The sequence below is a fragment of the Brevibacillus thermoruber 423 genome (genome assembly GCF_000454065.1).
GTDB classification, from domain to species: Bacteria; Bacillota; Bacilli; order Brevibacillales; family Brevibacillaceae; genus Brevibacillus; species Brevibacillus thermoruber.
Window position 1 is genome coordinate 118,067 of sequence record NZ_KE695653.1, and the last position, 16,728, is coordinate 134,794.

The following is a 16,728-nucleotide window of genomic DNA, read 5'->3' on the forward strand; positions in this document are numbered from 1 at the left end:
CAAGAACTTTTGGCCGCGAGTTCGGGAATTCAAGGGAGTAGACGATCTGAATCGTCAAGCTCGTGAGTGGCTAAATCAAGTGGCCAACGTGAGGATTCATGGAACCACGCACGTCAGGCCGGTTGACCGCTGGCATGAGGAAAAGCTGAAACCCATGAACCCAACGCCGTTTGCGGTCGTCGACCGTCATGCTCGGAAGGTATCAGCCGACTGCCTGGTATCGTTTGAGGCCAACCGTTACTCCGTTCCCTTCCGTTTTATGGGGCAAATCGTGCATGTCCAGGACGACAAGAACGGACGCATCCGGATTTACAGTGGAGACACACTCATCGCTGAACATCCCAAGGCCGTCCAAAAAGGGCAGCTGGTCATCAACAAAAAGCACTTCGAAGGACTGCGCCCAACCGGTCAACATCGAGTTCCTGCCCCAATGCCCAAACTTGTTGACCGACCAGCCCCTGAAGTGCTGGAACGAAACTTATCCGTGTATGAACAATTCCTCGACGAGGCGGTGAGGCTCCAATGATTGGGCTGCAAGAACGTCTTGAGGATGCCTTCCACCAATTCGGATGGACTCGCATTCCCGAGGTGCTTCACCACCACGCCGAAGAAGCTTCCAAACACAATATATCGTATCTGGAATTTCTGGACAAGCTGCTGCAGGAGGAGTTGGCGGCAAAATGGGATCGGTATATCCGGACCCGGACACGTCTAGCCAACTTGCCCTTTCACAAGACCCTGGATCAATTCGACTTTCGTTTCCAACCATCCATCGATGAACGGCGAATCCGGGATCTGGCGACCCTTCGGTTTATCGAGCACCAGGAGAATCTCATTTTCCTCGGCCCGCCCGGTGTGGGGAAAACACATTTGGCCGTTGCACTGGCTTTGGAGGCGATTAAGCAGCGGTATACGGTGTATTTTACAACCGCCCATGATCTCGTGCAAACGCTTCAGCAGGCCGATCAGAACCATACGATCAAACAAAAAATTCGCATGTACACCAAGCCGCGTCTGTTGATCATCGATGAGATCGGCTATCGCAAGATGGACGAACCGGCAGCCCATTTCTTCTTCCAAATCATCTCCGAACGATACGAGACCGGCTCTATCATCCTGACTTCCAACAAGTCGTATGGTTCATGGGGAGAAATCTTTGGAGACTCTATACTGGCCACAGCCATCCTGGATCGTTTGCTGCATCATTCCACCACAATCAATATCAAGGGGGAAAGTTACCGCATCAAAGAAAAGAAAAAGGCGGGTTTCTTCCGACCAGAAGGGCATGAAGAACACCCAAAGGAGTAGTCCTTGTTTCCGCCCCCTAAGGGGCGTATAAAATAACTCTTACTGGGGAATTTTCGATTGATTTTTTTGAGGAGCTTTCTTTTGATCTTGACAATCATTCCGCTGCATCCGGAACTGGCGCCGATCCTTCAAGATTACCTGGAGAACGTGCGGCCAAAGGTCAGCTCCCCCTATTTCTTCGTCACCAAGAAGATGGGGACAAAAATGACTCCCGGCTATATTCGCCTGACGATTCATAAGATCGCCGCAGAAGCCGGGATTACCAAGAACGTGACGCCGCACGTCCTTCGCCATTCCTTTGCAACTTCACTTTACAAAGATCACGGCGTGGACTTGTTGCGGATCGGGAAGCTGCTCGGCCATGCTTCGCCGCGGGCAACCTCGATCTACACCCACACCACCCCGGAACATCTGCGGGAAGCATTGGAGAAATTATCGTAGGATGAGGAGGGAACAGCTATGGAGACCAATGAACGCGTGGAAGTGATTATCGAATTGTTTCGAGAAGGTCATTCAGCGGAAGAGATCGCCGATTTGCTCGGATACAAAGGAAAAGGTGGCGTCAGCGGCTACATGCGCCGGCATGGCTACCGCTGGGATTGGACGATCAAAAACTACGTCCCCGATCCTTTGGCGAAGCGCGAACCATTTGAGAATGTAGCCGAAACCGCCTTACTTTTTGACCCATCTACAAGCAATTTGCAAGAAAGTGTAATAGATAGCCAGACTTTGCCAGCAAGCAATGATTTACAGGCCAGCAAGGAACAGCAATTTGAAGATGGCAATGTCTTCTCAGAAACAAGCAAACCTTTGCAAGGAAGTGACGAAAGCAACGTCGTCACGTTTCCGGATCAAACTGGTCAAAGTTCCGCTACAACAGGCTCCACCTTACCACCAGAACTAGTGCAAGGATTGCAGGAGATCCTGCGAAACAAGGACAAGCTTCTGAACATGGTCACGGATCGACCGCAGCCGCTACATATGAAACGGTACAGAGGGCCGGCTGTGACCAAAACCGTGCAGATTCAGGCGCAGTTGTCGGAACGATTGACGGGATTCGTGAACAGTACCGGCTACACGGTGAAGGATGTGGTAAACAAGGCCGTAGAGGAGTTTTTGGAAAGGTATGGGGGGTAAGAGTCCGAGAGGGCTCTTTTGTTTAAGGATAAAGAAAGAGCCTACTGCCAGATGGCAGTAGACTCATTCGACAATTTTCGAGTGGTGAAAGACACCAAACCCTTAAAATTAGTTTACGGCAACTCCGGTTACAGATGTTACAGTGTTTTGAACATTACCGTTTGCGTCCTCTGCAACAAAGTATACATCGTAGCTACCAGCTGTAATACCGCTTTCTGTTGCAGTTGCTTGAGTTCCTGCAGTAACACTGAGTTGTCCCGATGCTACGGCAGTAGCACCACCAGAAGCTGTACCTGCTACAACTTCAGCAGCGGTCGGAGCAGCATCCCCTGCTGGAACAACAACATAGTATACTGTTCCGTTTTCATCCAAATCAGCAGTTACATCGAGGTCACCTGTAGATGCACCTGTTACAGCTGTAGGTTCACCGCTAGCGAACACAGCTGCTTTTGCTTCCTTCACAGTAATTGTGAATGTTGCAGTGTCACTTGCAGTACCCTTAGTGATGGTCGCAGTCAATACTACAGTGTCATCAGTGTCGTCAGCAGCGCTGCGAGTGATTGCTACTGTACCACCGGTGACAGTTGCTACGTTTGCTGCGTCTGTTGTATCTGCCCAAGTAATGGTGGAACCATTGGTACCGGTCGTTGTAAGGTTGATAGTTGCATCAGTACCATTGTAGTTTACAGCAAGAGCAGCTTTGTCAGCTGCAACCGCAGCGGCATCACTAGCAATAGCATCAGTATCCAGTTCTTTTTCCGTAGCTGTCACGATGGTGCCTTCAGTCAGATCGTTACCAGCAAGGTCTTCTGCATCCATAGATCCATCAGTTTGCTCAGAAGCAGGCAGAACTTTTACTTGAGCTCCTTGAGAGATCACTGTGGTCGGGATGTTGAAGGTTACAACGTCGCCGTTGAGAGCAATGTTGGAAACAGCAACTTCGTTGCCATTTACAGTTACCTTCAGATCGTCAGCTGCAGGTGCAGTTCCCAGATCTTCACTGAAGGTCAATTTTACTTTGTTAGAAGTGGTAGCGGAATTGCTGGTTACAAGGAATTTAGCACTTTCAAGAACAGGTTTCACATTGTCAGTGATGTTGATTTGAGTTGTGTACTCAGTTTCTGGGCTTGCAGATGCAAGAACCGGTACATTGTTTTCGTTCTTAACATTTTTGCTGATCTTCAGCTGTGCTACCGTGTTTTGGCTGTAGAGGTTGCTCGGCAGAGTGATACGTACAGTTTGCTTGTTGTTATAGAAGCCAATGGTAGTACCAGCTGGGAACGCTTGACCGTCCAGAGTGTAGTTAGCCAGGTTAGTTGCGCTATCGGTCATGTCAACGCCGCCACCAAACGTGATTTGGATTACGTTAGCAGCAGGTTGAGATACGGATGGTGTTACAAGCGCAGTCGGATCAGCAACGGTAACTGTAGTAGATACCTCAGCGTTTGCGTTAGCATCCACGTCAGTTACAGCACCAGCCAGGAACTTCACATTGTAAGTACCAGGCGTTACGCTACCGAGCGTGACGCGAACCAGTGTTGGATCACCGTTAGCATCGTTTTGAACAGAAGCGGCAGTAACCGGAAGTTGCACGCCGTTCTTAGTAACAACGATCTTAGAATCCAAAGCACCGTCAGTAGAGTAGGAGGCATCCAAATCCTCGTTAAAGCGTACGTACAGATAGTTGTTAGCAGTGTCGGCAGTGTTCAGGTTCGCGTTAACAACTGTCGGAGCAGTTGCGTCTTTAGACAGAGTTACCGTACCATTGAAGACCGCGCCAACCAGATTAGCATTATCCTTAAGATCGGATACTTTTACAGACAGGTTTACAGAAGTTTCACCTGTTCCGTATACCGGGTTAGATGCGTTAGCATCAGCAACTTTTACAATGTAAGTTGTGTTAGTAGTATCGGTGGTGTCCAGAGCGATGCCGTTACCACCGCCGAAAGTATTGTCAAGCGGAAGTACAAGGTTGCCCTTCTTAACTTCAATTGTCGGTTCAGCAGCAAGTGGTTCGCTTACTTTAACTTTGAATGTGTAAGCAGATTCCGCTGTGATGCTTTGTACGGAAGGTGCAGTCGTATCAGCTGCAGCAGTATAGGTTGTAGTTGCTACAGGCAGAGTGTTACCTTCAGCATCTTGGAAGTTGTACACAGTTACAGTATGGGTGCCAGCTGCTTGTTGAGCTGCGGTTGCGTTAAGCGTTACATAGTATACGCCACCACCATTTACATACGAAGCAGGAGCTACTGCAGTACCGTTGTCAACTTTAATAGTACCACCAGTTACAGGTTCGCTGAAGTAAACACGGATGGTAGACCCACGGAGTTCGGACTTAACTACAGTCGGTGCAGTTACATCGTTGTATGCAGCCAGTTCACTAGTGAATTTCGGGAACTTGTTGTAGTCTTTGTCCATTACGCCATCCACAGTAACGCGGAAGGAGTCACCGTTAGAGAAGATCTGCTGTTGTACACCAGCGTTTACGTTGCTCAGAATTACCGTTTTCTTATCATCCAACAGAGTTGCGGTGAGACCAGCCGGGTTAAACGGTGCACCATTCAAAGTAATGCTGTAGTTGGACTCTGTTTCAGCAGATTCTTTGAATACTTCCTTGCCGAAAACTACTTTAATTTCATTAGCGTTAATAGCACTTACGCTCTCAACTTTCAGCTCACCAGGTTCCGGCGCCAGCAGGTCTTCATCCTCTTCAGGATTGTAGACACCAGTACCGTCTACGATGGCGTAAGGATTATTTTCAAAGTGGTCCAGACGAGCCGGTTCCGTAACAGCGTTCAGCTCTTCTTCCGTTTGTGCGTTCAGAGCGCTCAGGAACGGTGCGGCTTTGCCATTCTCGTCAACAAAGGTAGTGCTGTCGAGATTGTCGATGATTTCATCCAGAGCCGTATCCAGGTGATTGAGGAAAGCATCGATGGAATAGTATTTATCTACATTGCCGCCAACGTAAAAACCAGCGTTCGGCTTAGCCATAGCGGAAGCGGCCATGCTAGCTACTACTGCTGTCGAGAGTACAGAAAGCACCAGCTTTTTATTCACGTACTACCCCTCCAGATTTTGATAGGAATTTTTGTCTTATATATTGAGAAACACTCTACGCTGGTAATCCTGTTGCGTGTGTTTCTCCTTATCTGAGCATCAATTTACGATCGACAAGCATTGCATGGGGAGCAGAGGGGAATCCCTCTGCCCCATGCCATTCCATGCCATCAACCGTAACTACGGAAGCGGATCCGAATTAAATTTCAATGGTGTGAGGTCCTTCGGATTTACCGTCTTTGGATGCTTCGATGACTGCTTCAGTCTCACCAGCTTTGCCCAGGATGGTTACTTCGAAGTCACCATTGCTATTTGCTGTAGCTTGGCCGGAACGAGTGCCGATCGTCACCTTCACAGTTGCGCCTGCTGCGGCTTTACCGGTCACTTTGTACTCAGCCAGCATACCGCCGAGTTTCGGAGTTACAACCACGTCTACGGAATCTTCGTCAATCAGGTCGACGATCGGCGGTTTAGGAACAATATTACCGTTAGCGAACTGCTTGAAGAAGTTCGTGGTGTATTCTTCTACCTCGTCATCATCGTAGTCTCTCTTCGCGTCATCTACGGAAGAAACTTTGATGACGTAATCCCATACGTTACCATCGTCGTCGGTTTCTACGAGGATTACGTAGTCGCCTTCGTCGATGCCGTCGCCTGCTTCCATATCATATGCGTTGATGAAAGCAGTTTTGGAGTTCAGGGTGAAGGTAGCTTTTTGGGTTTTACCATCTTGATCTTTGTACTCGAAGTAGAACTTGTTGCTGCCATCTTTCTTGTCAACGCGAGCAACCGTCAGAGCATGCAGAGATGCTTCTTCCAGCTCATCCTCAGTTGCCGGTGCGTATTTGCCGTCGCCGAAGAAGTCTGCGACATCGATGTCTTGAGCACCGTCAACTACTTCGACAACATCCTTGACGATGACTTCTTCACTGGAGTTCAGGCTGAACGCGATGAAGTCGCCGCGGTCGATGTTGCGATCCAGCAGATCTTCGAGATCGTCGTCCAGTTTGAAGGTTTTGGTCGTTACCTGACCGCTTTCGCCGTCTTTGGTAATAACCTCGATTTCGTCGTTGTCGCTGCGGCCGCCCAGTTGGGTAACCAGACCGTAGAGCGTTTTGCTGCCCAGGCCTTTACCTTCGACAACGAAGATTGCGTCTACTTCTTCTTCGTCTTCATTTACGGCATAGTATACATCCAGGTCGTTTTTGTCAGCGATGTCGGCAAACTTCGCTACGCCCGGATTTTGCAGCTCGTAACGTTTGCCTGTGATTTCGCCGGTCATGTCGAAGATGGCCGTGTCGGCAGTTACGGTGTAGAGACCGTCGCTATCCTTGATGGTTTCATCATCTTCGTCAGCAGCGTCATTCCAAGCTTTATCTTGCAGATGTTTCAGCTTGGTCGGGAGAACTTTAACCTTCTCTGCATCGCCTTTGGAATCCAGGGTTACTTCCAGCAGCAGGATGTCTTCTTTATCCGGGATGAAGTCATTTTCGATGTCATCCGGATTGCTTTCGTACGATTTGCCGTCTGCACGGTAAACGTCTTCCGGATCTACCGCGATATCCAGCTCTTTGCCTTTTTCGTTGATGATGCCGAATTCGTATTTGCCTTTATTGTACTCGGCTTTGCGAGTCAGGATAGCTTTGAAGCGGCGATCGTCCACGCTGTCCTTGGTTTCGATGTGGCGGATACGGCCGGATGCATCCAGGTACAGTTTTACTTCTTCGCCTTTCAGGTCGCGAACCAGATCCCAGTTGCTGGAGTTCAGCTCTTTCACATCTTTGTTCGCGTTGTCGGAGTAAGTGGAGCCCGGACGGAAACGATAGGACTTGCCGTCGATTTCCAGACGGTTGTCGCCGTCGTTGCGAACGATTACGCGTTCCACTTTACCTTCAACTTGCGTGCTGTTAGCGAATACCAGCAGCTTCTTCTTGTTGCCGCTTGCGTAGTAAACGCTGTACACGTCCATTTCTTTCAGGTCGGCCAGTTTCGCCGGTTTGTTGTCGCGGAATACCAGGAAGTCTACGCCCTCTTCCAGGTCTTTCAGCGCGGTGAAGTTGCCGCCATCCAGGTTCTCGATACGCTTCTTCTCGGCGTCGATTTTCTTGATGACTTCGGAACCGTATTTGTAACCTTCTTTGGTTTGGTTCAGCGTTTGGTCGTCGATTACGTGGATGTAGCTGATTTTGTTGTCTTTATCCAGAACGACTTTGGCGGAGAAGGTGTAACCATCGTTCGCCTTGATGATTTCCTTGATACCTTTTACGTTGCTGTCATACGGCTGGAAGTTGAAGGTAACTTTGGTATCTTCGGTGAAACGATAGGTTTTGCCGCTGCCGTCCAGTTCGATTTCCAGATCGCTCAGATCGGAGGATTTGCTGATGTCATCCACATTGAACTTGGACTTGTCGTTCAGGTAGAAGGTACCCAGACGGTCCATAACCACTTCTTCGTCCTCGGAACCTTCCATCCACACAACGGTGTTTTCTTTGTCGTCCTTGATCCACACTTGTACGTGTTGACCAGCGTACTCGTTCGGGTTGATGCCGTCAGCCACTTTGAACGTGGTGCCTTTGGTGCCCATGCCGGCGTCTTTGCCGCTCAGGGTGATTTCGTTGGCTTTCATCGAACCCAGACCGATTACCGGTACGTTGGATACGATCGGCAGTTCGCCTTTGCTGTCGCGAGCCCACTCCATGTCGTATACGTCAACGTCCAGGTACTTGGTCAGCAGCGTGTCGTCTTTCACTTCAAAGCGGATGTCGGTACCGAACTCAACTTGCTCCATCAGTTTCACGCGGAGCGCGTTGTCCATCATTTTGAAGATGTCGCCGCGAGTAGCCGCATTGTTCGGAGCGGAGATGTTTTTCGCAATGTTCAGCTTGGCAGCTTCTGCGATCATGTTGTTCGGCCATACGCCTTTAACAGCCGGCTCGTAACCCAGAACGCGAACGATCATGGTTACGGCTTCCGCGTAAGTAACGTTGTTAGCAGGACGGAAGGTCTTGTCCGGGTAACCTTTTACGATTTCTTGACCGGATGCTACGTTAACGAAGCCCGCAAACCAGTCGCTCGGTTTCACGTCGGTGAAGTTAGACTGGAATTGAGCCAGTTTTGCACCTTCCGTCATGTTTTTCAGACGAACCATCAGGGTAGCGAACTCAGCGCGGTTGATGGTACGGTCTACACCGAAGTCACCGTTGCCATAACCAGCAACCAGGTTCAGTGCTGCCAGGCGTCCTACTACTTTCTGAAGATCCGCATCCATTTTAGGAGCTTCGGTGTTGTTTGTCTCCTCGGCAGCGAATGCCATCGGTGCTACAGTAAGTGCGAGTGCACTTGCCAGTACGCTGTTAACAACCTTTTTCATAACCTTGGGTTCTCCTCCTCTGGAATAAACAAATTGTTCTTGGGGAATATTTGTTTTCGATCTATCTTTCTTTTTAAAGCCCGAATCCTGCAAGCGCGTGTCACCTCCTTTCGCAGGACTGCATTGACTTTTTTGCCCGAATAAATCTCTAGTATATTCAGTATTGTGTAAATGCGGCAATCCCTAGTGTAACACAGTTGCTAGAATTCGTGAATCTTTTTTACACAATTCCCCGTTTTTCGTGTGACATCCTATTAAACGCCTCAGATTTGAAAAAGTTGCGGTGCCTCCGAAAAAGTTTTTAAAAATTTTTGTGGCCGTTTTCCTTACTGGTTATGTATGTGGTGACATCCGCCACAACTCGTATTATAGGGCAGGTCGGACGGACTGTCACCCATGAATCTTTTTCCAATTTGTCCGGGAAGTTTACAACTTTACACTTACTTTCCTGTAGCTGTCTCGAAGTTCACGACAGCCAGGTTGTAGTCGCGCACGGCCTGTTCGTACTGGTTTTCCTGATCGGCGAGTGCTTCTTCGGCCTGAATGACTTCCAGCGTGGTCGCCAGACCGTTTTCATAGCGCAGGCTGGTCAGGCGATAGCTCTCCGCCGCCGCTTCCTTCGCCTTTTTCTTGAATTCGATGCCCAGCTTCGCCGCATTCAGGCTGTAGTAGGCTTCCGCCACTTCGCGGGAGATGGTGCGCTTCTGTTCCTCGATCGCCAGTTTTGCCTTTTCCACGTTGTTGCGGGCGATCTTACCCGGGTAAGTGGACAGCGCGGAATACTCCTCGATCAGCTTTACATTCAGTTCGGCCAGATTTAATTCTTCCTGCTTTTGCGTGATTTCGATACGCTGCTGCAGCGCCTTCTCCTGTGCCTGCTGCAGTGTCATCGACGGGGCGGCCACCTGTTTGTTGTCGTTGGACAGCTTCCATTTCTTGTTCAAATCCACCCCGAGGAATTCGTTCAACTTCATGCGGGCGATCTCCACGTTGTTTTCCGCCGCCGCCAGCGCTGCCTGCGCGCCGGCTACGCCCATCTCCGCCTGCAGGATGTCCGTTTTCGCCTTGGTGCCAACGTCAAAATGAGCTTTGGCCACTTTGAGCTGGGTCTGGGCGCGCTCCAGGCTTTGTTTCTTCAACTCCAGGTCGGCTTGTGCATGCAGCAGGGCGTAATACAATTGTTGAGCGCCCAGCTTGATCTGGTTTTCCGTTGTCTGTACCGCCAGCTTGTTCAGCTTTTCCGTCATTTTCGCCTGCGCGCTGGACACGTATTTTTGCTTGGCGGCGTCCAGCGAACGGACGAATTCGGACGGGATCTCCGCCACCGTATCGTATGTAAGCTCGGCGTTGACGCTCGCGTTTTTCTCATCCAGGCGGGCCTGCTGCAGCTTGGGATTCGTCTTCAGCGCCTGTTCCACTGCTTTTTCCAGCGTCAGTTCCTCTGCGGCATCTTGCGCGGTTGGTTGAATGGTTGTGTCGGCTTTATCGGTCTGGTTCGATGGAGTGGTTCGTGTCTGTGTCTGATTTGTCGTCTGAGATGCTGTCCCGTCGTTTGAAGACTGGGCCATGGCCCCTGCGCCGATCGACGTAGCTACAATCGCAGCCAGCGAGATGGTCAGCCATTTCTTCGGCGAATATGGAAAGTTCATGGTTCTACACTCCTTTTCGCTTTTTTGTCGGTTCCGACAGTACGGAATCTTTCAGTTTGTCCCAAGATCACTATATCATAGTTGAATGTTTCGTACACGAAGAATCTTCCGCATCCAGTTTTTTCCCCTTACAATTCACACTTTACCATGTATACACCTCCGCTCTCCCCGTTAGCACATGAAAACTGTCCCGTGTTAGTACGAATGGGCGGCGAAAAAATTTCACCATTCGCGAAGCGTGCGGGAACGTGCTATGCTAACCCTTGAGGTGATGTGTAAGATGCTGCGGCAGTACAAAACAGTTGCCGGGTACGGTGAAGGCGAAATCGTCATCGAGCGTTCCCGGTTTATCGGATATGCCCAACGTGTCACAACGGAAGAAGAGGCGGCCGCGTTTATCGCCATGATTAAAAAGAAGCACTGGGACGCGACGCACAACTGTTCCGCCTTTGTCATCGGCGAAAACGACCAGATTCAGCGCTCCAGCGACGACGGAGAGCCGAGCGGCACGGCCGGCAAGCCGATCCTGGAGTGCATCAAAAAGAACGGCGTCAAGGACACCGTGGTCGTGGTCACCCGTTATTTCGGCGGGATCAAGTTGGGGGCGGGCGGCCTGGTGCGCGCCTACACGGCCGGCTGCGTCACGGCGCTCAAGGCTGCGGGCATCGTCGTCCACACCCTGCACCAGCAGGTATCGGTTATCGTCGACTATCACTGGTGGGGCAAGGTGGAAAACGAACTGCGCCTCGGCCAGCACCGGGTCACCGCCACCGACTACACGGACAAGGTAACGGTTCACCTGCTGATTCCGGAAGGGGAACAGGACGCCTTTGTGGAACGGATGACCGATTTGACCAACGGACAGGCCGACATTGTGTTGGGGGAAAACGAGTACGTGGAAGTGCCGGTGGAGGCGGTTGGCGGCGACGACTAACCCGAATCAAAAAAGCTTGTGTACCGCACTGACATTGTCTACGATGAGAGGGAAGCAAGAAACCAACAATTCGTAAAGGCGGGGAGCGCGGTGGGGAAAACGCTGGACGAGCTGTTTGACAAGCTGGATGCTGTTGCCGAGCGGATGGAGCAGGGGTTTCGGGAGATCGACAAGCGGTTTCAGGACGTGGACAGGCGGTTTGAGCAGATTGACGAACGCTTTGAACAGATTGACAAGCGATTTGAGCAGGTAGACAAGCGATTCGAACAGATTGACAAGCGATTCGAACAGGTTGATAAACGGTTTGAGCGGATCGAGGAGCGCTTGGACAAACACGAGCGCCGCATGATCAGCGTGGAGGAGATGACGGCCTCTCTCATCCAGATGGTCGGTCATACGAACGCCCGATTGGAAGAGGTGCAGGCGGACGTCCACGATCTCCACGCGGCGTTCAAACAAACCAACGAAACCGTGACCTTTCTGGACAAGAAGGTATGGGAGCAGGAAAAGCAGTTGTTCCTACTGCGCGAGAGGCTGGACAAGTATCTGGACGACAAAAACAGAAGCTGAAGAGGGAGCTCCTCTTCAGCTTCTTTCGTTGTTACTGCTTCGGCAGTTTTTTCAGTTGGACCATGACGCGGATGGTGATGACCGCCATCTCGGCGCGGGTCAGGTTGGACTTCGGCAGGAAGCGGTACGTCGGCTTCTTGGCTGCCGGATCGTTCGGTTCGCCGGCCATAATCTTCGCTTTGGCCACCGCCAGTACGGCAGGCTGCGCATAGTAGCCTACATCCTTGGCGTCGGTAAACATTTTCGCCAGGGCCACTTTCGCAGCATCCGGCGTGCCCAACTTCAGGTTGAGCGCGCGGGCGATCATAATTGCCGCTTCTTCGCGGGTCAGCGGATCGTCCGGACGGAAGTAGCCCGGTTCCTTGCCGCGGACGATGCCGGCGCGGGCCGCCGTTTCAATGTATTTGTACTGGTAGTCCCAGGTGTCCCGTACCGGACGCACGTCGTTGAACGTCGGCGCGGATGGCGTGCGGCTGTCGACGTACGGACCATCATTGATTGGCAGGTCGAGCGCCTTCACCAGCATGGTGGCAAACTCGCCGCGCGTGATGTCGCGGTTGGCCCCAAACGAGACGGCACTGTAGTTCGGCATGATCCCTTTGGCGTACAGCGTCTCCATCGCGTCACGCGCAAAGTCGTGATTGACCACGTCGTCAAACGACTCTTTGGTCTTCATGACCATGTAGTACCCAAATCCGGCAAACGGCACCGTGATGGTTTTCTTGCTCGTATTGACAACCCCGCCAAGGTTTTGCCATTCATCCCCATTGTGATAGTACACCGTCAGGATGTTGTTGGCCGCATTAACGATGGACGGGTCGTACTGGATCGTCAATGTACCCGGCTTGCTCGGAACCAGGTTGTCCTCGTAGCGATCCTTGAAGGTATCGATGTCGTCCCCGTCGCTGTAGTACGGATCGCGTCCGCCCGGCGCGTTTTTGTCACCGGCATCGATGTAGTAGAGCGGGCTGGCGTAGTTGAAGTTTTCATTCAGCGTCAGCTTGGACTTCATGTCATCGTCCGGAATCGCCACCTGGCCGGTCGTCCGGTCGGCAATGCCGAAGTACAGCTCCACATCGACAAAGATGTCCTTGGTCGGATTGGTGACTTCTTCGCCCTCCAGCTTGTTGGGCGGCGAAACCAGTACGGTGCCGGTCGGGAACTTCAGCTCCAGCTTCTTGTCAAAGACGCTGAACGACGTTTTCTTGCCCAGCACGTCGCGGTACTCGGCACCGTTTACGGACGAGTTGGCGTTGAAAATCTGAACCTCGTCGTTGTAGGACGTGCTGCCTACGAAGACGGTGTACTTGATCTTGTTCAGGCCCGCTTTCAACGGAACGGTAGCGGTAAACACGTAGTAGGATTTCGGGACCGGTTTGCCAAGGTCTTCATTGTACTCGAAATCCCGCTGCGTGGTGTTGGTTACCTTCGCTTCCGTTTTGCCGAACATCACCTTGGTCGCATTTTCGGCAAAGACCTTGATCGGCACGCTGTTGGCGTTTACGACGATGTACGGATCGCTCTCCTTGGCTTTGACCGGGGAGATAATCTCCCAACTGTTGGTGGTCTGGTCAATTTTCACCTCGTATCGGACCACCGCGCCATTGCCGTCCTCGGCCACGATCGTGTAGGTGGTGGTGCCGTTCTTTTTCAGGGTAAGCGGGAAGAGCGCCAGTTTTTGCTCCTGCTCGTCGCTTTTGGTTACCTCATCCTGAATTTGTTCCAGCAGGTCGCCGTAGTCGCTGCTGCGCATCTTGGCCCGGAACGACGTCTTGCTTTCCGCGTCGAAGTTGTACTCCTGGAAATCACGGCGAAGCCCGGAAGGAATCTGGTTCAGCGTGTCGTTGTAGTCCTGATTGTCTTCCTTTTGTTCCCAGTCGCCGTTTTCATAGCGGAAATCGGCAATGCGCTTGCCGTTTTTCTCAATATAGACATGCTCCGCGTCCTTTACCGTAAACGAAAACTCGCTCAGGAACTTGGCGCCCGTCCTGTAAGCCGTATCCGTCGGTTGTTTGACCAGTTCGTTGTCCTTGCCGTTTTCACTGATTTTCAGCTTGACGTCTTCAATCGTCGGCGCTTTGGACGTGATGAACAGGATCTTGTACGTGAAGCTGACGGACGGCTCGGTGGTCAGCGTGATTTCCAGCGTGTGTTCGCCTTTGGACTTGATGTTGTCCTGCAGGGATGCCTTGCTGATCGTAAAGCTGTTGTTGGTCCCCAACGTCGGGGTAATCGGTGTTCCGTTCAGCTTGACTACAATGTTGCTGGACGTCAGGTCGTAGTTGTACACCTTCCCGCTCAGCGAAACGAAGTCGTCGTCACTCTTGATCTGATACCCGCTCTCAAAGCTGCGGACCTGTCCGGAACCGTCGATGTACGTCAGTTGGAGATACGGCGCAATCTGGATGTTCAGTTTGTACGTGACGGAAAGCGCCGTTGAGCCGTTGGTGTACCTGATCTCCAGATCCCCTGTACCCGCCGGCATGTTGGACAGGGTAAACTTGAACTGCGTAGCATTCAGCGCGTCCAGATTATAGCTGATCGGGCTGCCGTTGTACGTTACGGTGTAATCGGTCTGATTACCGCTCATGTTCACCGTCTTCAGGTCTACCGTAAAGGTGGCTTTCCCCAGCGGGTTGACCGTGTACTCGGACAGCTTGGTCGAGTCGATGTACGCTTCGACAAATCGCGGTTTGGTATCGTCCACATAGGTAAACCTGTACTCGTACCCGTTCACCTGATAGAACCCGGAATCCGTCTGTACGCCGGTTGTCGGATCGGTGGTGGTGTACTCGTAGCTCAGGGTAACCCGATAGGTGACGCCGTCTTCCAGAATGCCGGTGTCCGCACCGCCGCTCGCGATCGCGCCGGTGATGGCGTACTCGGTAAAGCCGCTACCCTTGTACGTTCGGGAAGCAGGCGTAATGTTGTCAACCGAGAACGTCCCCCCGGTTTTTTCGTTTTTGTACTCCAGCTTGAACTGCTTGATCGTTTGCTTGTCGGTCTCTTCAAATTGCAGCAGGGCCGTACCGCTGATTTGATACTTTTCGGTGTTCGGAGTGCCCGTTCCCGGCAGCGCAGCCACCTGGCCCAGCACCAGATTGGTCACAGGTGTCGGCGGTGTTCCCTGCTTTTGAATGGTTACGTTGTAGAACTGGTTGGCGGTATCCTGTGAACGGGACACCACATGGATCGTCCGGCTGATGACGCCCACTTTTTTGTTGTCGTTGTAGACGGTAAACTCCAGCCGGTTTTCTCCCAACTGCGAAGGCAGGTTGGCGGCGAATGCGCCGGACGTGACCCTCGCCTCCACTTCGTCGCCGGTGGTCACGTTTTTCACGACGACCTTCTCGGCGTTCTTCACCTTACCGTCCACATTCAGGGTCAAACGGTTGGTCGACGCCACCGTAATCAGCGTGGTGGCCGACGTGAGCGGCGTGTCGTTCACGCTGATGCTGTCGATATACGGCGTGTTGTTGTACTGCACGTAGAATTGATAGTGTTCCTTGGTGACACTTCCCACCCGTTCATAGAACGAGATGACGTTCAATCCCGGCTTCAGGGGAACGTCCCAGAACGTAAAGTTGTTGGTGCCGCTCAGGGTCGGCGACGTGGAGCTGAGATCTTCCACGGTTTGTCCGTTGTTGGTGGTAATTTTCAGACGCAGGTTGGCGCCTGTCACACCCGCTCCGTAGATCCCGCGGAGCGTAATTTTGTTTTCCGCGTGCAGCACCGGATTGGTGACGCTTGTCCCCTGGTTCGGGTAATCGAGCAGGACAATCGGGCTGTTCTGCGGTCGATAATCGTAATACTGCAGGCTTTCATAGCCGGTGTTGACCGACACCACCTTGATGACGTTGATGCCGTTTTTCAGATCGATGGTGCCGACGGGAATCTCGGAGCCGTCGTTTTTTGCTGTCGGAGCCGTAATGGTCTGGACCGGTTTCCCGTCCACCTGCACTTCCAGCACGGGGCTGGGGTCCAGATTGCCGGGATCCGTGTATTTCACTTTGAGATTGGTCAGCTTGCCGGAATTGGTGACGAGCGCTTCACTGGCGCTGTTCCCGTTGCCCGGCTGGGACGGATTGGCCGGCGGGACCAGGTCGGACGGAGGCACGATCTGCAGCGTCGCCCCGGTCTGCTGTTTCACCAGCTTGTAGTACATGGTGGCTTTTTCGGAGCCAAACCATACTTCCACTTTGGTGACCGCGCCGTTACGATCAATGTTGATCGGCGGAAGCGTCAGGGTCTGTCCGACAAAGGCGGGGGCAGGATTGTAGACGACCTGCGTGCCGTCCACTGCCACGGCGACCGTGTTGCCGGAGGCGGCCGTATTGGTCAGGACGATTCCGTTGATCGTTCTGTTTTTGACCTCTACCGGATTGGAAAAAGTACCGAAGGCATTTGTCTCGGAGCTGTCCACCACGATGGACGACGGGTTGGCAATCGTCCAGGTTCCCGCGGCCGACGCGGGCATCGCCGGAACCAGACCGGTCACCAGCAGCAGCATCGTCAGACATACTGCGAGCCAACGCCGAAATTGCTGATACGTCTTCTGCAAAGTCTTCACCTCTCCACATGTTTTTCTGCGTGATTTTGTCCCCTGCCCGAGAGAGTAAGGGACGCCTTTCTCGTCATTTCTTTTATCGGAAAAACATCGGTTTGGCTTAAGGATTTTTGTTAAAAAGCGGAAAAATCCCCTG

General features: G+C 52.0%; 10 protein-coding genes. 6 read left to right on the plus strand and 4 right to left on the minus strand.

Annotated features, from left to right (window positions below):
- The 4 genes from M516_RS26030 to M516_RS0117950 all read left to right on the plus strand — a co-directional run.
- Positions 1 to 526, plus strand: a 526-nt coding sequence (locus M516_RS26030) for a Mu transposase domain-containing protein (RefSeq protein ID WP_420796328.1), incomplete at its 5' end; no start/stop codon positions are given.
- Positions 523 to 1,308 carry an IS21-like element helper ATPase IstB gene (gene istB, locus M516_RS0117940; RefSeq protein WP_029099487.1) on the plus strand — a complete coding sequence of 262 codons (786 nt, stop codon included), beginning with the start codon at positions 523 to 525 and terminating at the stop codon, positions 1,306 to 1,308. The genes M516_RS26030 and istB, both read left to right, overlap by 4 nt.
- Positions 1,309 to 1,395: 87 nt before the next feature.
- Positions 1,396 to 1,749 carry a tyrosine-type recombinase/integrase gene (locus tag M516_RS0117945; protein WP_193746995.1) on the plus strand — a complete coding sequence of 118 codons (354 nt, stop codon included), beginning with the start codon at positions 1,396 to 1,398 and terminating at the stop codon, positions 1,747 to 1,749.
- Positions 1,750 to 1,767: 18 nt separating this feature from the next.
- Positions 1,768 to 2,445 carry a helix-turn-helix domain-containing protein gene (locus M516_RS0117950; protein ID WP_029100334.1) on the plus strand — a complete coding sequence of 226 codons (678 nt, stop codon included), beginning with the start codon at positions 1,768 to 1,770 and terminating at the stop codon, positions 2,443 to 2,445.
- A gap of 108 nt (positions 2,446 to 2,553) precedes the next feature.
- Here the strand turns inward: M516_RS0117950 and M516_RS0117955 are convergent, their stop codons facing one another.
- The 3 genes from M516_RS0117955 to M516_RS0117965 form a co-directional block, all read right to left on the minus strand.
- Positions 2,554 to 5,502 carry an immunoglobulin-like domain-containing protein gene (locus tag M516_RS0117955; protein ID WP_029100335.1) on the minus strand — a complete coding sequence of 983 codons (2,949 nt, stop codon included), beginning with the start codon at positions 5,500 to 5,502 and terminating at the stop codon, positions 2,554 to 2,556.
- Between the two features lie 199 nt (positions 5,503 to 5,701).
- The gene (locus M516_RS0117960; protein WP_029100336.1) at positions 5,702 to 8,872 is read right to left on the minus strand and encodes an S-layer homology domain-containing protein; all 3,171 of its coding nucleotides are present in this window, start codon (positions 8,870 to 8,872) and stop codon (positions 5,702 to 5,704) included.
- 440 nt (positions 8,873 to 9,312) lie between these two features.
- On the minus strand, positions 9,313 to 10,521 hold the full coding sequence (locus M516_RS0117965; protein WP_029100337.1) for a TolC family protein: 1,209 nt from the start codon (positions 10,519 to 10,521) through the stop codon (positions 9,313 to 9,315).
- 280 nt (positions 10,522 to 10,801) lie between these two features.
- Between M516_RS0117965 and M516_RS0117970 the strand changes: the two genes are divergently transcribed.
- Together M516_RS0117970 and M516_RS24445 are read left to right on the plus strand one after the other, a co-directional pair.
- The gene (locus M516_RS0117970) at positions 10,802 to 11,455 is read left to right on the plus strand and encodes a YigZ family protein (RefSeq protein ID WP_029100338.1); all 654 of its coding nucleotides are present in this window, start codon (positions 10,802 to 10,804) and stop codon (positions 11,453 to 11,455) included.
- A gap of 90 nt (positions 11,456 to 11,545) precedes the next feature.
- Positions 11,546 to 12,025, plus strand: coding sequence for a hypothetical protein (locus tag M516_RS24445; RefSeq protein ID WP_051188290.1), 480 nt, complete (start codon positions 11,546 to 11,548; stop codon positions 12,023 to 12,025).
- Positions 12,026 to 12,056: 31 nt separating this feature from the next.
- Here the strand turns inward: M516_RS24445 and M516_RS0117980 are convergent, their stop codons facing one another.
- Positions 12,057 to 16,586: an S-layer homology domain-containing protein gene (locus M516_RS0117980; RefSeq protein ID WP_029100339.1), complete on the minus strand. Its 4,530-nt coding sequence runs from the start codon at positions 16,584 to 16,586 to the stop codon at positions 12,057 to 12,059.
- Between the last annotated feature and the right edge of the window lie 142 nt (positions 16,587 to 16,728).